The sequence below is a fragment of the Providencia sp. PROV048 genome, from assembly GCF_033688165.1.
In the GTDB taxonomy this organism is placed as follows: domain Bacteria; phylum Pseudomonadota; class Gammaproteobacteria; order Enterobacterales; family Enterobacteriaceae; genus Providencia; species Providencia hangzhouensis.
This window is the reverse complement of the sequence record NZ_CP096360.1, coordinates 4,006,115-4,024,262: the sequence shown is the minus strand read 5'-3', so window position 1 is coordinate 4,024,262 and position 18,148 is coordinate 4,006,115. Positions and strand designations below refer to the sequence as shown.

Sequence of the window (18,148 nt, the reverse complement as noted above, 5' to 3'; positions counted from 1 at the left end):
ATTATATAATACTGAATAATGTATTCTTGATTTTATAATTTAATGATATATTTAAAATGTTTGTTTTTTATTTTAACTTGCGATAACCTTTATTTTCAATTTTATTAAGTTAATTAATGGAGATTATTCATATGGAAAATGAAATTTTTGCAAATATAAATCAAAATATAGATCTGGTTAGGTTGAAAATAAAAAGAATTAATGAGCTATTAAATGATGTTGATAGTAGTGCTAATAAATCAATAGAGAGAATAGATTCTGTTCGTGAGGATTTGTTAGTCTCTAAAAGGCGTGATGCTGATAAAATAAATAGCACTATGAATACGGTTGAGATTAAAATAAATGAAAGTCTATCTGAGCAGTATGAGAAAGTTAAACAAGTCTCTAATATGTTATTAAATCAGGAGGCTGCACTTACTAATTTGAAAGAGGAAGATTGGCAATACAGTCGATTTGAAGCTGATATATATATTAAGGAAGTCAATCAAGATTTGCAAAATAATGAAAGTTGGAATAGACCTGAAAATAATTTCAAGAAAATAGATTTTGTTAATCATGGTGGGTTACGGGGCAAGATTTTTACACCTATTTCTAGTTTTAATATAAAAAGTAATGAGTTAGCTAAAGAGATTTATGAAGTTGAAATGTTAATGAAAGAAATGAATCGAGAGCGCTTAAATATTGAATTAGATTTTTTAAAGGGCATGAAAACACCGAAATCATCACTTACTCAACGTCAACAGCCAGATACACTTGCTGAACAAATTGTAGGGTTCAAGCCAGCTTATGAGAGTAATGCTTCATCAAGTATTGATGCCCCTATATTGGATCAAAAACCCATCATTCAAATTAAAGGTTGCGTCGGAAGAACAGCAATGTGTGGAGTAACACACTAAAGATATCATTTTGCTAATTGGTTGAGGGGGCTAACTGGTTACCGTTAGTCCCCTTAATTAATATCCTCTCGAGGAGGAAACTTGTTGAGCATCAATATAATAGATGGCGCTCGAGAGCCTGCATTTAGAAATACCTACTTTTAGGATTAATCATCGATATAGTTGTTGAATCATCAAGATTCACGTTTTTTATTTTAATTTTTCCCGACAATAAAGTATAAAATCTTACCTAATAACCATTCTTATATTTATCATGTCTATCAATAAACTCATTGATTCACTTTCCTCACAAGGTTGGTATGTGTAGGATGACTTTCTGATTTTGTAACATATACAAGGCATCTTATATATATCAATACGGTCATTGGTGGTATTTATATGATTATAATCAATATGCTTATTAAATTTATCAAGGATGAGTCGTGATATTTGCTTAATATCATCTCTTCTTTCTATTATATTAATAATAAATTAGTTATGACTTTATAAATAAGGTAGAGTTTTGGTTGTAAAGTTTAATTGGCGATTTATTATTTATTAAGAGGTGAGAGATGAATATTAATTTTGATTTGAATAATGCTAAGTACCAACGAATAGAGCAGTTGATGCAGTCAATCGAAAATAGATTAAAGCGTATGACTAATTTGGAAAAGGTGATAGGTCGTAACTTCACTGAGATAGGTAATCAGTATTGGGATAGCCGATCTGGTATATCAGATAAAGTTACAATGGGTTTATATCGTAAGAATAGCCTCGTAAAACGTAAAGTTTCTTTACATAAAGAAAACTTTCTAAAAATGAATGAGCTAATTGCAACAACGAAGAAAACCATCATGAATGACCAGGCTTGTTTTTCTCGTGATGACACAACGTTTAATACCTTAGATATGAATAATATACATTTATATAGTTCTCCAATTAATAATTGGATAAAAGTAAAAAACGACCGTGTTGTTAGTGATGATCTTACCAATAAAATATTACAAGCGAAAATCTCGCACAAATTTATAGTGCCATTAGAAGCTGATGCGGTAAAAAATATTGTTCAATTAAATAATCAGTCCAAACATATTAATAAAGCATTCGCTGAAATTGAGCAGTTACAACAAGAAATAATTAGTGATTATAGGCAAACAAGAGATGAAACGATTAAGAATGAATTACCGATAATGGAAGCTCGCAAGATGCTTCAGGTAATAAGTGACCACATTGTCGCTTTCAAACAGCCTCAAGAAGCAAACTATGGTATGGACATGTTAGTAGATATTGAACGTAATGCACCTAATCTAACATTTTCTTTTGATTATGTGCACAGGATGTGAGTATAACAGGGTTAATGTTATAAGCCTGCTTAAGAAACATACTAGTATAAGGTACTTATCTTTATGGGTACCTTGTTAATGCTTTGGCCGTAGTTGCTAATTGATATATTCCCCGCATGAAAACAAAGATTTTTCCAGTTAAAAATTTTGAATCAATGATTTAATCAATAAGATTTGAGTTTTTAATTTTAAATTTTCACATTCATGGGGTATAAAATGTTACCTAATTAATTTTTCTAAGACTCATCATGTCAATGGATAAACTTATTGATTCACTTTCCTCACAAGGTTGGTATGTGTGGGACGATTTCATGAGCCTGCAACATATACAAACCATCAAAAATAGCATCCCAGATACTCTACAGGATGCACGTATTGGGCGCGGTGATACCTTACAAGGAAATAAAAGTATTCGTGCGGATCAAACTGTTTGGCTAGAACCTGAAATGGGGGAGCCTATCGTTAATTATCTCGATAAAATGGAGCAGGTTAGGCAAGAGCTTAACTGCCAGCTTTATCTTGGTCTGCGTGATTTTGAAACGCATTTCTGCCGTTATCCTAATGGTGGGTTTTATAAAAAGCATCTTGATAACCCAAGAGGACAAGGGCGTCGTAAGGTGACTACTGTTTTATATATGAATGAAACATGGCAAACAGGAGATGGCGGTGAACTTGTTGTTTACGATAAAGAAAACAATCAACTGTTTGAATTAGAACCCCGGGCTGGCCGCATGATTTTTTTCATGTCTGAAGAATTTCCACATGAAGTGCTACCGACTCAGCAAAAACGAGAAAGTATCGCAGGCTGGTTTTTAACAGAAAAATTACTCTAATCCGTTCAGGCTATTACCACCTCTTATTGAGGTGGCTGATAGAGATTCTTCCATATTTATAATATCTAATTAATATTAGATTATTTTCTTTAAAATTTAAGATTAACTCTATTCAATTTAACTTGTTTTAATCGGTTATATCAGCCATTTTACTTGTGATTTTTCAATGTACATATAAAAGGAGCTTGTAGATGAACAGCGTTGATAAATTTGGTTATGGTGATAAGCAGATTCAACAAGGAATGAGTATCATGGAATATGAAAAACAATTAGAAACAGCATTTAATAGCTTAATGAATAAAAATAAGGGTGATATTGTACCTATTAATTATGATGTTGATTATTCGTCACTAATACAAACAACAAATTGTTTTTCTTCACAAAAAGAATATAGTTTTATCATTGAACCAAATTATTATGTTGCTGAATTTCAATTTAATAATTCAATGTGTTATTTAGTGAATTAAATATTGTCTGGGTAGTAAAGCACAAAACAGTAAGGTAGATATCTTAAATTATATACCACCTCTTATCTGAGGTGGCATTGTTTTATTTTAAACGTTTAAATTCATTTCCTGAAAAAGTAATTACAGCGTTTCCTCTTTCAATTTGATAATGGGAATGATGACGTTGTTGATCCAGTTCATTAAGTTGCTGCGATTGATGTTCATTCAATTTCCATTGAATTAACTGTTTCGCAAGCTTTTTATTAGCGTGCTGGCTGCGTTCAGATTGCACTTTGACAGTGATACCCGTAGCGACATGTTTTGCTCTAACCGCAGACGAGGTTTTATTAACGTGCTGCCCTCCAGCCCCCTGTGCTTTAGTAAATTCAAACTCAATTTCACTCTCTTCAATTGGTTTAATGGGAGAGAAACGGGTGACACTCAAAAACCAATTTTTACGTTTATGTCGTGGCCTAATTTGGCTTTGGCACTGCCATTGAATAGTGCCAGTCCATTTTTGGGATAGTATTTCTGCATTCTCACCTTCCAATGAAATTAAGGCAGATTTCAGTCCGTAGCGTGATGGAAAAAACTCAAGTGTATCGGCAATGACTGAAAGCTTTTTAGCCTCTTGGAAAAAACAAGCAAGTGCTTTTTCCACCGCTATGCAACATTCTTCAGGCCCCTGCGCAGAGGAAAACTGTAATAATATCATTAGCAATCTCTACTGGTTTTATAGGTTATAACAGGTTTAAGGCGTGCAACAACTTGGATGATGCCAATATTCACCATGCTTTCAATTACAGTATCAATAGATTTATAAGATTGAGGGGCTTCTTCGTAAATCAATTGTTTGTTTGCGCAGATAACACGGCTACCTAATACCGTCCTTGATAATTGAGTCGGTGTATATTTATGTGATAAACGCCCTTTACACTCAGCCCGCATCCACCTCCGTCCAGCTCCATGAGCAAGAGAATTCAGACAAACTTGACTTGGTTGTGGAGAAACGAGATAACTGTAATCACCTCGAGAACCAGGGATAACGACTAGCCCGCGATCTGATGGTGTCGCTCCTTTTCGATGTATCCACCCTTCAATACCATTGATTTTACAGTATTCAACTAGGTTATGATTAAGATCGAGTACGAGTTTTCCCTTTGATTTTACTTGTTGCAGCATACGTAAACCGATCATTTGCCGATTTAGTTGGGCAAAATCCAATGCATTCTGATGAGCTTCCAGATAATCTTTTGCATCTTGAGTATTGTCTATAAGTCCATCATGACTATATTTTTCTACATGTTGGCGAAGGATTGATTGGCCTAAGCCACGAGAGCCACTATGCACTAATAACAGTAATTGTTGTTTATTTAATCCACATATGCTGAACAATTCTGGATTTAATATTTCATCAACGCTCTGAAATTCAGCAAAATGATTTCCGCCACCAATAGAACTTAATGATGACATAAAGTCATGTGATTGCATGTTATTTGGAACATGCTCTTCAAGCCATGACAAAGGCGCATGATCTGACATTTCAGAAAGTTGTTTTTCGAGTTTATCGAGGTTAACTTTCGATTTTTTAATATCAGTTTGGAACAGCGCCATTCCACAACCGATGTCATTACCAACTAGCGCAGGATAAAAGCGCTTGGTTGAGAAAAATGCCGCACCAATTGGGTATCCACGGCCTGAATGTAGGTCAGGCATGCCAACAACAGAGACCATATTAGGTAAGTTTGCGGTTGTTTGTAACTGTTGGATTGCTTTACTTTCAATCCATGTTGATTCTGTGGCGATATAGCTGACTTGCTGATCCACAGTATGTAAGGTATTGCCCATAAGCTATTAACTCATTTTTAATTGAAAAATAAGGTGAATTAGCAGGCAAAATTAAGAAAATAGATTAACTAACGAGAGTGGCTATTTCTGAGTGTGCCCGCAAAGAGTTTGATTAATTGTTGTCATGGTAAACCTCCTTGCGGTTAGTAGATGAATATAAAACGCTACGGATACTAACGGTAACTTTTTTCTTTTGCAAGGGCTATTTTAAAGATAGCCGATTTTTAGCCTTTTTCTTAAACCAATATATAAAATCAATATGTAAATTAATTAATATTATACGAACTAATAATTAGATAATTAAATTTATATTTTTATTTATTCCAATGGAATTGAGCGTGAGTGAAATATAAAAGTTTGCTATCATTTGGGCGGGTGCTTGAGCCTTTCTGGTTCAAGCTTATTATATTGGATAAAATGTTTGGATTAGAAATGGAAAAGCCCCGTTAGTTATTATTAACCAACGAGGCCCAAACCTAACCGAACAATTAGGATTGTGCCTCTTAACTATTAAGAGGTCAAGGGAAATGAGCAAGTTCGCAGTGATTGCGTTTGTTTCGGCGTGTATTACCGTGTTCGGTATTTCACTATTAATGCGGGATAGGCTTTGCCTAATTGTCATTAGTCATGGAAATACAGTTGTTCAAACAACGTTTTCTTACGAAGAATAATGTTGCTTTACGAGGGAGTTTATTCCCTCGTAATTTCCCGATTTAATTGTGAGTATTCAGGTTTGGAATTAAGTGCCCAATTAAAAACACCCCAAGATATTATTGAATCTTTGGGGTGTTTATTTATTTAGTTATCTAAATAAATAATTAAGCAATATGTACAGTTTTTCCACCAATAATTGTACGTAATACTTTTACATTTTCAATATCATCAGCAGGGATCTCAAATACATTGCGATCTAGCACGATCATATCAGCAAATTTTCCAGCCTCTAATGAGCCGAGTACATCTTCACGGTGCTGTGCATAAGCAGAGTCAATGGTTGCAGAGCGCAAAACTTCAATTACCGTCAAATCTCGGTCATTATCGAGTCTCGGTGCTTTTTGGCCATTAATATCGTGGCCACGGCGTGTCGCTGCGACTTTTAAATCATACCACTCATCGAAATCATCGATTGGCCAGTCACTACCAAATGCAACAACCGCGCCAGCATCGACAAATTTAGCGATGGGTTCAAGTTGCTCAAAACGTTCATCACCGAGCATTTTTTTCTCAAAAGCCGCTAGCTCTGGAGTTGGGGCTGCCCACTGGAAAGATAAACAAGCGATGGTTTTTAAGCGCGCAAAACGGGCGTAATCATCCGCATGGACTAGTTCATTGTGAGCGAGTCCTGGGCGAATATCTTTTTCTGGGTGCGCTGCTCGCATTTTTTCAATCGCATCTAATACGATGGAAACGGCACCTTCACCAACAGTATGCAAGTGAGGGTCATAGCCTGCTGCGGCAATTTTTTCCATTAATTCATCAAGAATTTCAGCTGTGAAATACAGATCACCATAGTTATCCGTTTCTACCCAATTAGGCGTGTCATCTGTGCCTTGATTAATGCGGTATGGCTGCAATAACGACGCTGTCATTGTTGGAAATTGCATGACACCATCAACAAACATTTTAATATTATTCAAGCCAATACCTGGGGTTGGTGTCCAATCAGCTTGGTGCCATTTTTTGGCAAATGCAACGGCTTTATCCACGGCTGCCGCTACTGAAGCAACATCTGGTGTTTCATCGGGGGTGATTTCACGAGCAGCTTGGAAACGGATCGTAAGGTCACCACGTTGCTGTAATTGAGAAAAGGCTTCAAGCTGTTGTTCTGAAACGCGGGCGTCCATCACCATAGTCACACCTTGCTGGTTAAGTACTTTCTGTACTAATTCAGCAACTTCAATTGCTTGGTCGTCACGAATTGAAGGAATGCTATCGGCAGCACGCATAGCGGGTGCATCTTCAAGGATGCCATTCAACTCACCGTTCTCGTATTTGCCAATTTTACCATCAGGTGGCTCAGGCGTGTTTTTAGTGATACCAAATAGTTCGAGAGCACGGCTATTGGCTAGCAATGTATGGCAGTCATTTGAAAATAATACGACAGGGCGTTTTGTATTGAGCTTGTCCATATCTTCACGATACATATCAACACCCGCCGGGATCATTCCTTGACGTAGCCATGCAGTGACTTTGAGCCAATCATTTTCCCCGGTACGAGGATCTTTATCGAGGTGATCTTGTACACGCTCTAAAATTTGCTCGATAGTTAACGATTCATAATTTAAATGACAACCGAAGAGTTGAATACCGCCCCAAAAAGGGTGCATATGACCATCAATGATACCAGGCATCATCATTTTGCCTTCGAGATCGATACTCTCTGTTTCAGGGCCAACATACTGATGAAGTTCATCAGAAGTGCCTGTGGCAAGAATGTAACCATCACGAACAGCAACCGCATCGACAACGCGATTTTTATCATCCGCAGTATATATATAACCGTTAAAATAAATAACGTCAGCTAATTGATTATTCATTGTAAACCGTCTGTATCAGTGGTGCTTTGGTGGCACCAGAGCTAAAAAAACAACGGGGAAGGCAAGTGCTCCCCCGTAATCATTTATAAGACTTGAAATGCTTAGTTAATAATCATTTCAGTTTCATCGTCAGAGATTGCAGGTGGACGACGAGTAAAACCATGGGTCAGCAGTGCTAAGTAAATTGCCCCTGCGGCTAGCCACCATAAACCCACTTTAAAGGCTTCGCTATCAAGGCTTGTCCATAACCATAATGTTAGGATAACACCAATAGAAGGCATAATCAGGCAAGTGATAATTTTTGTATTATCCAGCGGTGCTTTACGGTCAATGTAAAAATGTTTAATGACCGATAAATTCACAAAAGTGAATGCAATTAAGGCACCAAAACTAATCATTGAGGCGACCATGCTGAGTGAAAGCACTAATGAAAGCAGTGATGCTAACGCAACAAAGATAATTGAGTAAACCGGTGTATTGAGTCTTGGATGCAGATAAGCAAACAGCGAACGTGGTAACACACCTTCACGGCCCATCGCATAGAAAATACGCACAATACTGGCTTGTGAGGTCATTGCTGAGGCAAATACACCAATAACATAAGCGGTGATAAAGCTAGATGCCATCATCGCACCACCCACTTGTTTCATTACCGCAAGGCTAGCAATATCGGTATTAGGAATAAAATCCTGCCACATTGGGTAAACCAGATGCGCACCATAGGAGATGACGACAAACAGGGTACCTGCGATAAACACGGTGTATAGAATCGCTTTTGGTAACGCACTACGTGCATCTTTGGTTTCTTCTGCCATGGTGGAGATCGCATCAAAGCCAAGGAAGGCTAAGCAGAGTACCGCTGCACCAGCAAATAACCCTGATACTTGTTCTGACATTACCGTAATAGGTGCTAATAAAGCATCAGTATCCAATACAAATGAAGTTTTAAAACTCAAGTATAGGAACACTGCGATAAATACAAATTGCATTAAAATGATTAGCATATTCATTGAGGAAACTAATTTAATTCCCAAAATATTCATAATGCTAACAATTGTGATGGTACTGCAAATAATCACATACATTGGGATATCGGGGAACGCTTCATGAACAAAGATCCCAATTGCAATGTAGTTAATAATTGGCAGAAAGAGATAGTCGAGCAATTGTGCCCAACCCACTAAAAACCCGAGTGTGCCGCCAAAGGTTTTTTGCACGTATGAATAAGCAGATCCTGAAAGAGGAAGTGCGCTTGTCATGCGGCAATAGCTCATGGCGGTAAAAAAGACGGCAGCTAATGTAATTAAATAAGCGATAGGCAGATGGCCCTCACTCAATACAGTTACTTGTCCATAGGTGGTGAAAATTCCGAGTGGCACCATATAAGCCAGCCCGAAAAAAACTAACGCAGGAGTGGTCAGTACGCGTTTCATTTGAACGGTATTCTGTTGCATTTTTAAGCCCTTCCCAAAAGCCTTTAACAACGTCAACTCTGTCTGAATGTTCAGGCCGAGTGAACCTAAAATGCAGCCGTACTCGTCATACTTCGAATCACAACGTTGTTGGCTTCACTCGTTCGCACTAGTCACATACTTTTGTATGCTCCTAGCGACTCTCTTTCTTGCCGCCTAGTTGTGTTTTCGAATTATTTAGAGTCGTACTCGTCATACTTCGAATCACAACGTCGTTGGCTTTGCTCGCTCGCACTAGTCACATACTTTTGTATGCTCCTAGCGACTCCCTTGCTTGCCGCCTAGTTGTATTTTCGAATTATTTAGAGCCGTACTCGTCATACTTCGAATCACAACGTCGTTGGCTTTGCTCGCTCGCACTAGTCACATACTTTTGTATGCTCCTAGCGACTCTCTCGCTCGCCGCCTAGTTGTGTTTTCGAATTATTTAGAGTCTTAACGCTACATGGTTGTATTAAATTAAATCTTAGAACCGTCTGCATTCAATTTCAGAAAACCTCGCACCAGGACATTTTTAAAATGAAATGTCATCGTGCGCACTTTAATGAAACGTCAGTGATGAATCGGACCATCACCATCCGCTGGGGTGAATACAAGCGGCGTACAATATAATTACCAAGTTCCTATTAAGCAATCATTAATTGAAAAAAATAAACAACTACTTTTATTTCAAAGAGTTGTTTGATGGATGTGTTTATTAATTGAAGTGGATTTAAGATAAGTTAAATGATAGCCATTATGTATAGAAAATCAAGATGAATTTTTTCTGTTTAACTTATTGATTTTATGTGATTAAATTTATTTTGTTACAATTGCGTATATATAGATAAGAACAAAAAGATTTAAATTAATTTTAATTTATCATGTGGTAGATAAAGAATTTACTACTTAATTAAATAGCCTATTTGCATTAATTAAATTAACTATTTGAGTTCCATATAATGAAACACCGACTTCGTTTAGAATATAAAACGAGAGTCGGTATTTAATATTAACGCTATTTATCGGCTATCTGAGTTTCTGTAAACAGTTAGCCATTATTTTTTTCTCAGTTTCTGCTGGGTATATAATGCATCTAATGTAAATAAAATTAATGCAACCCAGATAAACCCAAAAGTGACTAACAATTCAGGTGTCATAACTTCACCGTACATAAAGACGGCGAGTAAGAACATAATACTTGGCCCCATATATTGGAAAAAGCCTAGCGTTGAAAGCCTTAAATGGTTAGCGGCTTCTGTAAATAGTAACAGTGGCACTGTAGTAATTACCCCGGCAGCAATCAGAAGTGCATTCAAATGCCAATCATTCATTGCCATATCACTCGTTGGACTATCTGCAAAAAATAATAAGAAGATAATCCCGACAGGAAGCAGCCAAAGTGTTTCGAATGTCATTCCTGTTTGTGCGTCGACCCCTAATTTTTTACGTAATAATCCATAGGTGGCAAATGTAACAGCTAAACTTAGCCCAATCACAGGCACTGAGCCAAATTGCCAAAGCTGGATCAATACACCTGTTAGTGCAAGACCAACAGCAATCCACTGCATGCGGCGAAAACGTTCTTGTAAGAATAGCATTCCAAACAGTACGTTAACTAGTGGGTTAATAAAGTAACCTAAGCTAGCTTGTAGCATATAACCATTATTAACTGCCCAAATATAAATTAACCAGTTACAAGCAATTGTCGTTGCCGTTACACCAAGAACTAATATTTTCTTTGGTTGCTTTAGTACTTGGCGAACATAACTCCAATGCCGTGAAACTGTTAATAATAAAATCATAAAGAAAAATGACCAAATAATACGATGAGTCAGAATTTCTTCTGCGGGCACTTCTTGGATGCTTTTAAAATAAATAGGTGCGACACCCCAAATAAAATAGGCGCCTAAGGCACATAACACGCCTTTGGTAGTATTTTGCTGGCTCATTGTTGGCTCTGAAATTGAATTAAAGACTAAAAAGATACTTATACAGAGAGACCGAGCCGATTTAAGCGGCTCGATTTTTGATACCACTAATGTGACATTGCTCAGGTTTTTTTACAAGTTATTAGTTTAGTAGGTGACTAATTATTTATATTTTATTTCTATCCAACCAGATAAGTTGCCGTTGCTGTTGCAATATGCTGGTTGTTTTCGTTATGAAGCTCGCAGCGGGTCACGGCTATTTTATTGCCGTCTCTTAATAAGCTAGCACTAGCAGTAAAAATTTGCCCTCGACCGGGGCGTAAATAATCAACTCGTAAGTCGATTGTCCCCATTCGGGACATTTTATCGACAATCTCGGTGTGGGTTAATGGATTAATACGCTGCAAAATACGATTGATGCATACCATCCCCCCTGCAACATCTAAAACCGAAGCGATCACACCGCCATGTAAAATGTTCTGAGTAAAATTACCAATTAATTGTTGACGATTTTCAACGGTAAGTTGAACAAAATCATCATTTAAACTCATTAATTTAATACCAAGTAGCTGGTTAAATGGCATTTTATAAATAAATGCATGGCTCATTAAGTCACTGGCTTCTTCTAAAGTATAAGTACGGTCATTCATCGCTTTCATCCTTTAAAAATATGTGAATGACAAGTTAACATTGTGTGTAAATTATGTCTCTAACAAACGAATGAATAATCTTTCAACCGTTATTCAGTTTTGTGTGTAAAATAGGACAAACTTTTTTTGGACGATGTTGAAAATAGGAATGACTAATGCGCGCTTTACCGATTTTGTTAAGTGCAGTGCTCTGCTTTTGGTCTGCTTCATTGTTTGCGACTGAAAATACAGGTGTTCAGCCTGAAGAAGATGTAAAAAATACCTTGCCAATACGTGGAAGCATCATTTCAGGGTTACTACAACACCACGATAACCCATTTGTGTTGTACCCGTATGAATCGAATTACATCATTTATACCTATACATCCTCGATAAATAAAGACGCCATTTCTAGCTATAATTGGGGTGATGACGCGTTAAAGGATGAAGTTAAATTTCAACTAAGTTTAGCTTTTCCTTTATGGGCAGGTATTGCGGGTGATGACTCAATTTTAGCTGTTTCTTATACTCAGCGTTCTTGGTGGCAGCTAAGTAATAAAAAAGAGTCTTCACCATTTAGAGAAACTAACTATGAGCCTCAAGTGTTTGTTGGCTGGTTAACCGACTACCAATTTGCGGGTTGGACGTTACGTGAGTTTGAAACGGGCTTTAACCATGAGTCAAATGGGCGTTCAGAACCGACTTCTCGTAGTTGGAACAGGGTTTATGCAAGGGCAATGGCGCAAAATGGTAACTGGCAAGTTGATCTCAAACCTTGGTACCGCATTCATGAAAGTGAAGGGCGTGATGATAATTCTGATATTACCAAATATATGGGTTACTATCGCTTAAAAGTAGGGTATGCGTTGGGAGACAGCGTGTTTACTACGACTGGGCGCTATAACTGGAATACAGGGTATGGTGGTGCAGAATTGGGGTGGAGCTATCCAATTAGTAAACATGTGCGTTTTTATACCCAGTTGTTTAGCGGATATGGCGAGTCGATGATAGACTACAATTATCGCCAAACACGTTTTGGTATCGGTGTTATGCTAAACGATATGTTGTAATGGAAGAAAAACTCAGTTCTCTATTTTGTTCTGAGTTGCATACCAAGTCATAAATCAACAACTTCGCTGCTCAATTGGGCAGCGACTTGTTTTATCGATTGAGGAAGTTTGTGTCCACTGCTTGCGTCATTAACCAACTTTCATTGGCTGAACATGTGCTCAATAGTACATTCGGCTATCAGTCATTTCGCCCAGGGCAAGATGCCGTCATTGGGGCTATTTTGGATAACCGTGATTGCTTAGTGTTAATGCCAACAGGGGGGGGGAAATCCCTTTGCTACCAAGTTCCTGCTTTAGTTAAAGAAGGTGTCACACTGGTCGTTTCGCCATTAATATCATTAATGAAAGACCAAGTTGACCAATTAAGGTTACATGGGGTTAATGCTGCGTGTTTAAACTCATCGCAAACATCACAAGAACAACGTCAAATCATGGAACTGTGCAGTCAGGGGGAAATAAAATTACTGTATGTTGCTCCTGAACGGTTGTTAACTGATTATTTCTTAAGCCAATTAGCAGGATGGAACATCACCTTGCTAGCAGTGGATGAAGCCCACTGTATTTCCCAATGGGGACATGATTTTCGCCCTGAATACCGCGCACTAGGCCAATTACGGCAATCATTACCTAATGTACCCGTGATGGCGTTAACCGCAACTGCGGATGAAACCACACGTGCAGACATTATTCGCTTATTAGAGCTACATGAGCCATTAGTCCATGTGAGTAGCTTTGATAGGCCAAATATTCGTTATACCTTAGTCGAAAAATATAAGCCTTTAGATCAACTTTGGTTTTTTATTAAAGGGCAAAAAGGAAAAGCGGGTATTGTTTATTGTAATAGTCGCAGTAAGGTTGAAGAAACGACAGAGCGCTTGCAAAAGCGTGGCTTAAGTGTTGCGGCATACCATGCAGGGTTAGACGCTGCCCAACGGGAGTGGGTACAAGATGCATTTCTAAAAGATAACCTACAAGTTGTCGTGGCGACAGTGGCTTTTGGGATGGGAATTAACAAATCAAACGTTCGGTTTGTCGCTCATTTTGATATTCCGCGTAATATCGAAGCGTATTATCAAGAAACAGGGCGGGCAGGTCGTGACGGTGTTGAAGCCGAAGCCATTTTATTTTATGACCCAGCAGATATGGCATGGTTACGTCGTTGTCTTGAAGAAAAGCCAGCGGGTATGCAGCAAGATATTGAACGACATAAGCTGAATGCTATCGCCGCTTTTGCTGAAGCGCAAACCTGCCGTCGTTTGGTGCTACTCAATTATTTTGGTGAAAATCGCCAGCAGCCTTGTGGCAATTGTGATATTTGCTTAGACCCACCAAAACAGTACGATGGGTTAGTGGATGCGCAAAAAGCGCTGTCCTGTATTTATCGTGTTGGTCAGCGCTTTGGTATCGGCTATATTGTAGAAGTATTACGTGGTGCGAATAATCAGCGTATCCGCGACTTAGGTCATGACAAGCTGCCTGTTTACGGTATCGGTAAAGAACAAAGTAATGAACATTGGGTCAGTGTGATTCGCCAACTGATCCATTTAGGTATGATCACACAGAATATTACGCATTTTTCAGCGCTTCAATTAACTGAGGCTGCAAGGCCAATATTACGGGGTGAAGCGACACTGAAACTCGCAGTTCCGCGTGTTTTAGTGGTAAAAAGCCGTAATCAACAAAACAAAATTTATCATGGCAATTATGATAAAAAGCTCTTTGCTAAACTACGTAAATTGCGTAAATCCATTGCAGATGAAGAAAATATTCCGCCATTTGTGGTGTTTAATGATGCAACATTGATTGAAATGGCTGAGCACACCCCGACTTCACCTGCCGAATTACTGTTAATCAATGGTGTTGGCGAACGCAAACTCGAACGTTTTGGAGTAGCATTTATGGCGCTTATCCAAGACCATCTTGAAGGTTATGAATGAATAGATAAGGAAACTGCAGGATGACGCCTGAAAACCTAAAAGAGAGTTGGCTGAATCGAGAAACTCAATTTTCTGCTTTTACAAATGGCCCGCTTTTAGATTTCTGGCAACATCGTGAAGAATCTCAATTCGTGGGAGTTGATGATATTCCCATTCACTATGTCCGTTTTATTCATCCAAAACATCATAAAGCGATTGTCATTTCACCGGGGCGCAGTGAAAGTTATGTGAAGTACCCTGAAGTGGCTTATGATTTTTATCATTTAGGCTATGATGTGTTTATTATTGATCATCGTGGGCAAGGGCGATCAGGGCGCATGTTAGCGGATCCTCAAAAAGGCCATGTTGAAAAATTCACTGATTACATTGACGATTTTGAAAAGTTCATTGAGATTGAGGTTAAATATCGGCATTATCCAAAATGTTATGCATTAGCTCACTCAATGGGGAGTGCTATCTTAGCCGGGTATTTGTTGCGAGATCACGTCATTTTTGATGCTGCAACCTTATGTGCGCCGATGATTGGAATTAATCTACCGATGCCTCGTTGGATGGCGAGCTTTATTGTTGATAGGGCCGAATCTCGCGAAAGTGTTCGTAATGACTACGCGGCTTCTACTGGGAAATGGCAGCCGTTACCTTATTTAATCAACGTATTAACACACAGCCCGGAGCGTTATCGGCGTTACTTACGCTATTACGCCGATTATCCCGAATTGCGCTTAGGTGGGCCAACTTACCATTGGTTACGTGAGAGTTTTGTGATTGGCGATGAGCTAATTGCGAGAGCGGGAGAAATTGATGTACCACTGATGGTGTTGGAAGCCAGCGAAGAAAAAGTGGTCAGCAATAAAGAGCTACAAGCTTTTTGTCAAAGCCGACAAAAAGCGCAAATAGGACGAGAAGAAAAATTACCTCTCATCATTGAAGGGGCACACCATGAAATCCTATTTGAAGTGGATGCATTAAGAGCGATGGCGCTTAATGCTATCTGTGATTTTTTTGAGCAGTATTAGTTAGGGTTTGAATATGAAATATCCTGTAGTTGCTTCCGATTTGGATGGGACACTGTTATCTCCCAATCATGATTTAACGTCTTATACAAAAGACACCTTGAAACAGCTAGTGACTTCCCAAGATGTGCATTTTGTGTTTGCAACAGGCCGTCATCATGTGGATGTTGCTCAAATCCGTGATGGTTTAGGCATCGATGCGTATATGATCACATCTAACGGTGCACGGATCCATAATACCCGCGGTGACTTAATTTTTGAGCACAATGTTGATCCTCAAATAGCTCATGAATTGTGTTTGATGGAATTTGATAACCCTGAACTTATCACTAATTACTACCATGGTGATGATTGGTTTATCAATCGGGAAAGCCCTGAACAAAAAGAATTTTTTAAAGAATCGGTATTTAACTACCAGCTGTTTGACCGCCATAATTTTGTCACTTCTGAAGTCTGTAAAGTTTACTACACCAGTGAAGATCATGACCTGCTGGTGGATTTACAGCAGCGCATTCAAGCACGCTGGCAAGATAAAGTGAATGTAACGTTTTCATTGCGTAGCTGTTTAGAAGTTATGGCTGGTGATGTTTCTAAAGGTGAGGCTCTGAAGCAAGTTGCGGCACTACATGGCTATACACCGAGTGATAGTATTGCTTTTGGCGATGGCATGAATGACAAAGAAATGCTGACTATGGCTGGAAAAGGCTGCATCATGCAAAATGCTCATCAATTGCTAAAAGATGCGTTACCACACATGGAAGTCATTGGTTCGAATAGTGATGATGCTGTTGCTCGTTATCTGAGAAATAAATACCTTAATAACGCATAATGTATTTTGTTATTTGAAATAGAGGAACCAGATAGGCAATATGTTTATCTGGTTTTTTATTATCTCAATTAGATGAAAAACGTAAGTTCCCATAGCGAAAATACAGCGAAACGTGCTTTTTGTGAAATTTAGGCCACTTTTCCTATTTTTTCTGACAAAAAGTAAATTTAAACTAGGGGGATGAGTGTTTCGGTCGATATTAATGGATAGCACTGTTTTCACAGGTTGCATATTGCACTGTTGAGGGTTCCTTAGGATGAAAAAAATTGCGTTAGCACTGTTGTTAGGCTCGATTTGTTATAGTTCTGTTTTAACCGCTAAACCTACCACTGCGCCGGCACCGGCGACAGCAGCACAAGAACCCTCGATTGAACAAATTACGCAGTTAGCACAAAAAGGTGATCCTAAAGCTCAATTTCAGCTAGGAGAGCGTTATTTTAAAGGTTTAGGTGTTTCTCAAGATTCTAAAGCAGCGGCTGAGTGGTTTATTAAGGCGGGGAACCAAGGGAATTCAGATGCACAGTTTCGCTTAGGTACGATGTTTGTAAATGGTTTTGGTGTGCGTCGTGATTATGACAAAGCGATGCTATGGTATGAACAAGCAGCGGCTCAAGGTGATACCCGAGCTGAAACCAACATGGCTATGATGTACGCACAAGGCTTAGGTGTCAGTCAAAACCTAGAAAAAGCGGCATTTTGGTTTAGAAAAGCAGCGCAAGGCGGAAATATACTTGCTCAATTCCAAATCGGCCAAATGTACTCGATTGGGAGTGGCGTTGATTTAGATGACGAGAAAGCAGTGTTTTGGTTTAGAAAAGCCGCGAAACAAAAGGATGCCAAGTCTCAAGACCGCTTAGGTGTCATGTATTCTGAAGGACGTGGTGTGAAGAAAAACTTGCAGCAAGCCTACGCATGGCTTGCAACTGCGGTATACAGCGGCAACGCAGAAAGTCATCGTCTACAAAATAAGATTGCGGCTCAGTTAAGCCCTGAAGAATTACAGCAAGCACAAAAATTAGCGGAAGGTTATATTAAATCGTATGGTTTTAAAGCCAGCTAATGATTAAGCAGATGTGTGGGATACGATTTTGTATCCCACCAGTATGACAACAGATAATACAAGATAGCACCAAGAAAGCCGATAAAAACGATTGTTTCCCCAGCCTCGACGAATAGCTAGCTGTTGCTGTTGTGATGATAGCTTGCTACAAAGTACACGAAACCCAACGATATAAACCGCACAATACACTTGCCAAAGGTACAGTGTATTAAATGCAAAAGCTTTCCCAACAATTAATAAGATAATTAATGGAATTAAAAAGAATAAAATCGACCCAACACGTTCAAGTTGGGCGATCCTCAACATCACTAATTCGTCTTTTTCATTTAATTGTAATGGCATAATA

17 protein-coding genes are annotated in these 18,148 nt (G+C 38.5%); 10 read left to right on the top strand and 7 right to left on the bottom strand.

From position 1 onward, the window contains the following. The first annotated feature begins 131 nt into the window (after positions 1-131). The 4 genes from M1F26_RS18035 (at position 132) to M1F26_RS18020 (ending at position 3,518) form a co-directional block, all read left to right on the top strand. On the top strand, positions 132-896 hold the full coding sequence (locus tag M1F26_RS18035) for a hypothetical protein (RefSeq protein WP_140171856.1): 765 nt from the start codon (positions 132-134) through the stop codon (positions 894-896). Between the two features lie 551 nt (positions 897-1,447). Continuing rightward, entirely contained in the window at positions 1,448-2,218 is a 771-nt protein-coding gene (locus M1F26_RS18030; RefSeq protein ID WP_140171855.1) for a hypothetical protein, read from the top strand. A gap of 248 nt (positions 2,219-2,466) precedes the next feature. Then, entirely contained in the window at positions 2,467-3,051 is a 585-nt protein-coding gene (locus M1F26_RS18025) for a 2OG-Fe(II) oxygenase (protein ID WP_140171854.1), read from the top strand. 191 nt (positions 3,052-3,242) lie between these two features. Beyond that, complete coding sequence (locus M1F26_RS18020) at positions 3,243-3,518, top strand: hypothetical protein (protein WP_140171853.1); 276 nt, start codon at positions 3,243-3,245, stop codon at positions 3,516-3,518. Positions 3,519-3,600: 82 nt separating this feature from the next. Here M1F26_RS18020 and prfH read toward each other — a convergent pair whose 3' ends face one another. Both prfH and M1F26_RS18010 read right to left on the bottom strand, forming a co-directional pair. Beyond that, positions 3,601-4,212 (bottom strand): peptide chain release factor H, encoded by a 612-nt coding sequence (prfH, locus tag M1F26_RS18015; RefSeq protein WP_140171852.1) that lies wholly within the window; start codon positions 4,210-4,212, stop codon positions 3,601-3,603. Next, complete coding sequence (locus M1F26_RS18010; protein WP_200129153.1) at positions 4,212-5,345, bottom strand: RNA ligase RtcB family protein; 1,134 nt, start codon at positions 5,343-5,345, stop codon at positions 4,212-4,214. Before M1F26_RS18010 ends, prfH begins: the two co-directional genes overlap by 1 nt. A gap of 527 nt (positions 5,346-5,872) precedes the next feature. On the opposite strand from M1F26_RS18010, the gene M1F26_RS18005 reads away from it, so the two are divergent. Beyond that, on the top strand, positions 5,873-6,016 hold the full coding sequence (locus M1F26_RS18005) for a Hok/Gef family protein (protein ID WP_110591039.1): 144 nt from the start codon (positions 5,873-5,875) through the stop codon (positions 6,014-6,016). Between the two features lie 147 nt (positions 6,017-6,163). On the opposite strand, the gene M1F26_RS18000 is transcribed toward M1F26_RS18005, so the two are convergent. From M1F26_RS18000 to M1F26_RS17985, 4 genes are all read right to left on the bottom strand, one after another. Continuing rightward, entirely contained in the window at positions 6,164-7,882 is a 1,719-nt protein-coding gene (locus M1F26_RS18000; RefSeq protein ID WP_140171850.1) for an amidohydrolase, read from the bottom strand. Positions 7,883-7,983: 101 nt separating this feature from the next. Continuing rightward, positions 7,984-9,336 (bottom strand): APC family permease, encoded by a 1,353-nt coding sequence (locus M1F26_RS17995; protein WP_140171849.1) that lies wholly within the window; start codon positions 9,334-9,336, stop codon positions 7,984-7,986. Positions 9,337-10,391: 1,055 nt separating this feature from the next. Then, positions 10,392-11,285 (bottom strand): EamA family transporter RarD, encoded by an 894-nt coding sequence (gene rarD, locus M1F26_RS17990; RefSeq protein WP_140171848.1) that lies wholly within the window; start codon positions 11,283-11,285, stop codon positions 10,392-10,394. A gap of 158 nt (positions 11,286-11,443) precedes the next feature. Further along, a complete protein-coding gene (locus tag M1F26_RS17985) occupies positions 11,444-11,914 on the bottom strand; it encodes a thioesterase family protein (RefSeq protein ID WP_096864355.1) in 471 nt (156 codons plus the stop codon). 155 nt (positions 11,915-12,069) lie between these two features. Between M1F26_RS17985 and pldA the strand changes: the two genes are divergently transcribed. The 5 genes from pldA (at position 12,070) to M1F26_RS17960 (ending at position 17,802) form a co-directional block, all read left to right on the top strand. Next, complete coding sequence (gene pldA / locus M1F26_RS17980) at positions 12,070-12,963, top strand: phospholipase A (protein ID WP_140171847.1); 894 nt, start codon at positions 12,070-12,072, stop codon at positions 12,961-12,963. A 110-nt stretch (positions 12,964-13,073) separates the two neighbouring features. Beyond that, positions 13,074-14,900, top strand: a complete 1,827-nt coding sequence (recQ, locus tag M1F26_RS17975) for an ATP-dependent DNA helicase RecQ (protein ID WP_140171846.1) — start codon at positions 13,074-13,076, stop codon at positions 14,898-14,900. Positions 14,901-14,920: 20 nt separating this feature from the next. Then, the gene (gene pldB, locus M1F26_RS17970; RefSeq protein WP_140171845.1) at positions 14,921-15,916 is read left to right on the top strand and encodes a lysophospholipase L2; all 996 of its coding nucleotides are present in this window, start codon (positions 14,921-14,923) and stop codon (positions 15,914-15,916) included. A gap of 13 nt (positions 15,917-15,929) precedes the next feature. Then, positions 15,930-16,742 carry a sugar/pyridoxal phosphate phosphatase YigL gene (gene yigL, locus M1F26_RS17965; RefSeq protein WP_094962476.1) on the top strand — a complete coding sequence of 271 codons (813 nt, stop codon included), beginning with the start codon at positions 15,930-15,932 and terminating at the stop codon, positions 16,740-16,742. A 256-nt stretch (positions 16,743-16,998) separates the two neighbouring features. Beyond that, positions 16,999-17,802 carry a tetratricopeptide repeat protein gene (locus M1F26_RS17960; protein WP_004906030.1) on the top strand — a complete coding sequence of 268 codons (804 nt, stop codon included), beginning with the start codon at positions 16,999-17,001 and terminating at the stop codon, positions 17,800-17,802. A 3-nt stretch (positions 17,803-17,805) separates the two neighbouring features. Here M1F26_RS17960 and M1F26_RS17955 read toward each other — a convergent pair whose 3' ends face one another. After that, a complete protein-coding gene (locus tag M1F26_RS17955; RefSeq protein WP_094962477.1) occupies positions 17,806-18,144 on the bottom strand; it encodes a hypothetical protein in 339 nt (112 codons plus the stop codon). Positions 18,145-18,148: the final 4 nt, after the last annotated feature.

What these genes read in the sequence shown, in the direction of transcription:
- M1F26_RS18035 (WP_140171856.1), top strand. Translation starts at nt 132, where the DNA reads ATGGAAAATGAAATTTTTGCAAATATAAATCAAAATATAGATCTGGTT.
- M1F26_RS18030 (WP_140171855.1), top strand. Translation starts at nt 1,448, where the DNA reads ATGAATATTAATTTTGATTTGAATAATGCTAAGTACCAACGAATAGAG.
- M1F26_RS18025 (WP_140171854.1), top strand. Translation starts at nt 2,467, where the DNA reads ATGTCAATGGATAAACTTATTGATTCACTTTCCTCACAAGGTTGGTAT.
- M1F26_RS18020 (WP_140171853.1), top strand. Translation starts at nt 3,243, where the DNA reads ATGAACAGCGTTGATAAATTTGGTTATGGTGATAAGCAGATTCAACAA.
- prfH (WP_140171852.1), bottom strand. Translation starts at nt 4,212, where the DNA reads ATGATATTATTACAGTTTTCCTCTGCGCAGGGGCCTGAAGAATGTTGC.
- M1F26_RS18010 (WP_200129153.1), bottom strand. Translation starts at nt 5,345, where the DNA reads ATGGGCAATACCTTACATACTGTGGATCAGCAAGTCAGCTATATCGCC.
- M1F26_RS18005 (WP_110591039.1), top strand. Translation starts at nt 5,873, where the DNA reads ATGAGCAAGTTCGCAGTGATTGCGTTTGTTTCGGCGTGTATTACCGTG.
- M1F26_RS18000 (WP_140171850.1), bottom strand. Translation starts at nt 7,882, where the DNA reads ATGAATAATCAATTAGCTGACGTTATTTATTTTAACGGTTATATATAT.
- M1F26_RS17995 (WP_140171849.1), bottom strand. Translation starts at nt 9,336, where the DNA reads ATGCAACAGAATACCGTTCAAATGAAACGCGTACTGACCACTCCTGCG.
- rarD (WP_140171848.1), bottom strand. Translation starts at nt 11,285, where the DNA reads ATGAGCCAGCAAAATACTACCAAAGGCGTGTTATGTGCCTTAGGCGCC.
- M1F26_RS17985 (WP_096864355.1), bottom strand. Translation starts at nt 11,914, where the DNA reads ATGAATGACCGTACTTATACTTTAGAAGAAGCCAGTGACTTAATGAGC.
- pldA (WP_140171847.1), top strand. Translation starts at nt 12,070, where the DNA reads ATGCGCGCTTTACCGATTTTGTTAAGTGCAGTGCTCTGCTTTTGGTCT.
- pldB (WP_140171845.1), top strand. Translation starts at nt 14,921, where the DNA reads ATGACGCCTGAAAACCTAAAAGAGAGTTGGCTGAATCGAGAAACTCAA.
- yigL (WP_094962476.1), top strand. Translation starts at nt 15,930, where the DNA reads ATGAAATATCCTGTAGTTGCTTCCGATTTGGATGGGACACTGTTATCT.
- M1F26_RS17960 (WP_004906030.1), top strand. Translation starts at nt 16,999, where the DNA reads ATGAAAAAAATTGCGTTAGCACTGTTGTTAGGCTCGATTTGTTATAGT.
- M1F26_RS17955 (WP_094962477.1), bottom strand. Translation starts at nt 18,144, where the DNA reads ATGCCATTACAATTAAATGAAAAAGACGAATTAGTGATGTTGAGGATC.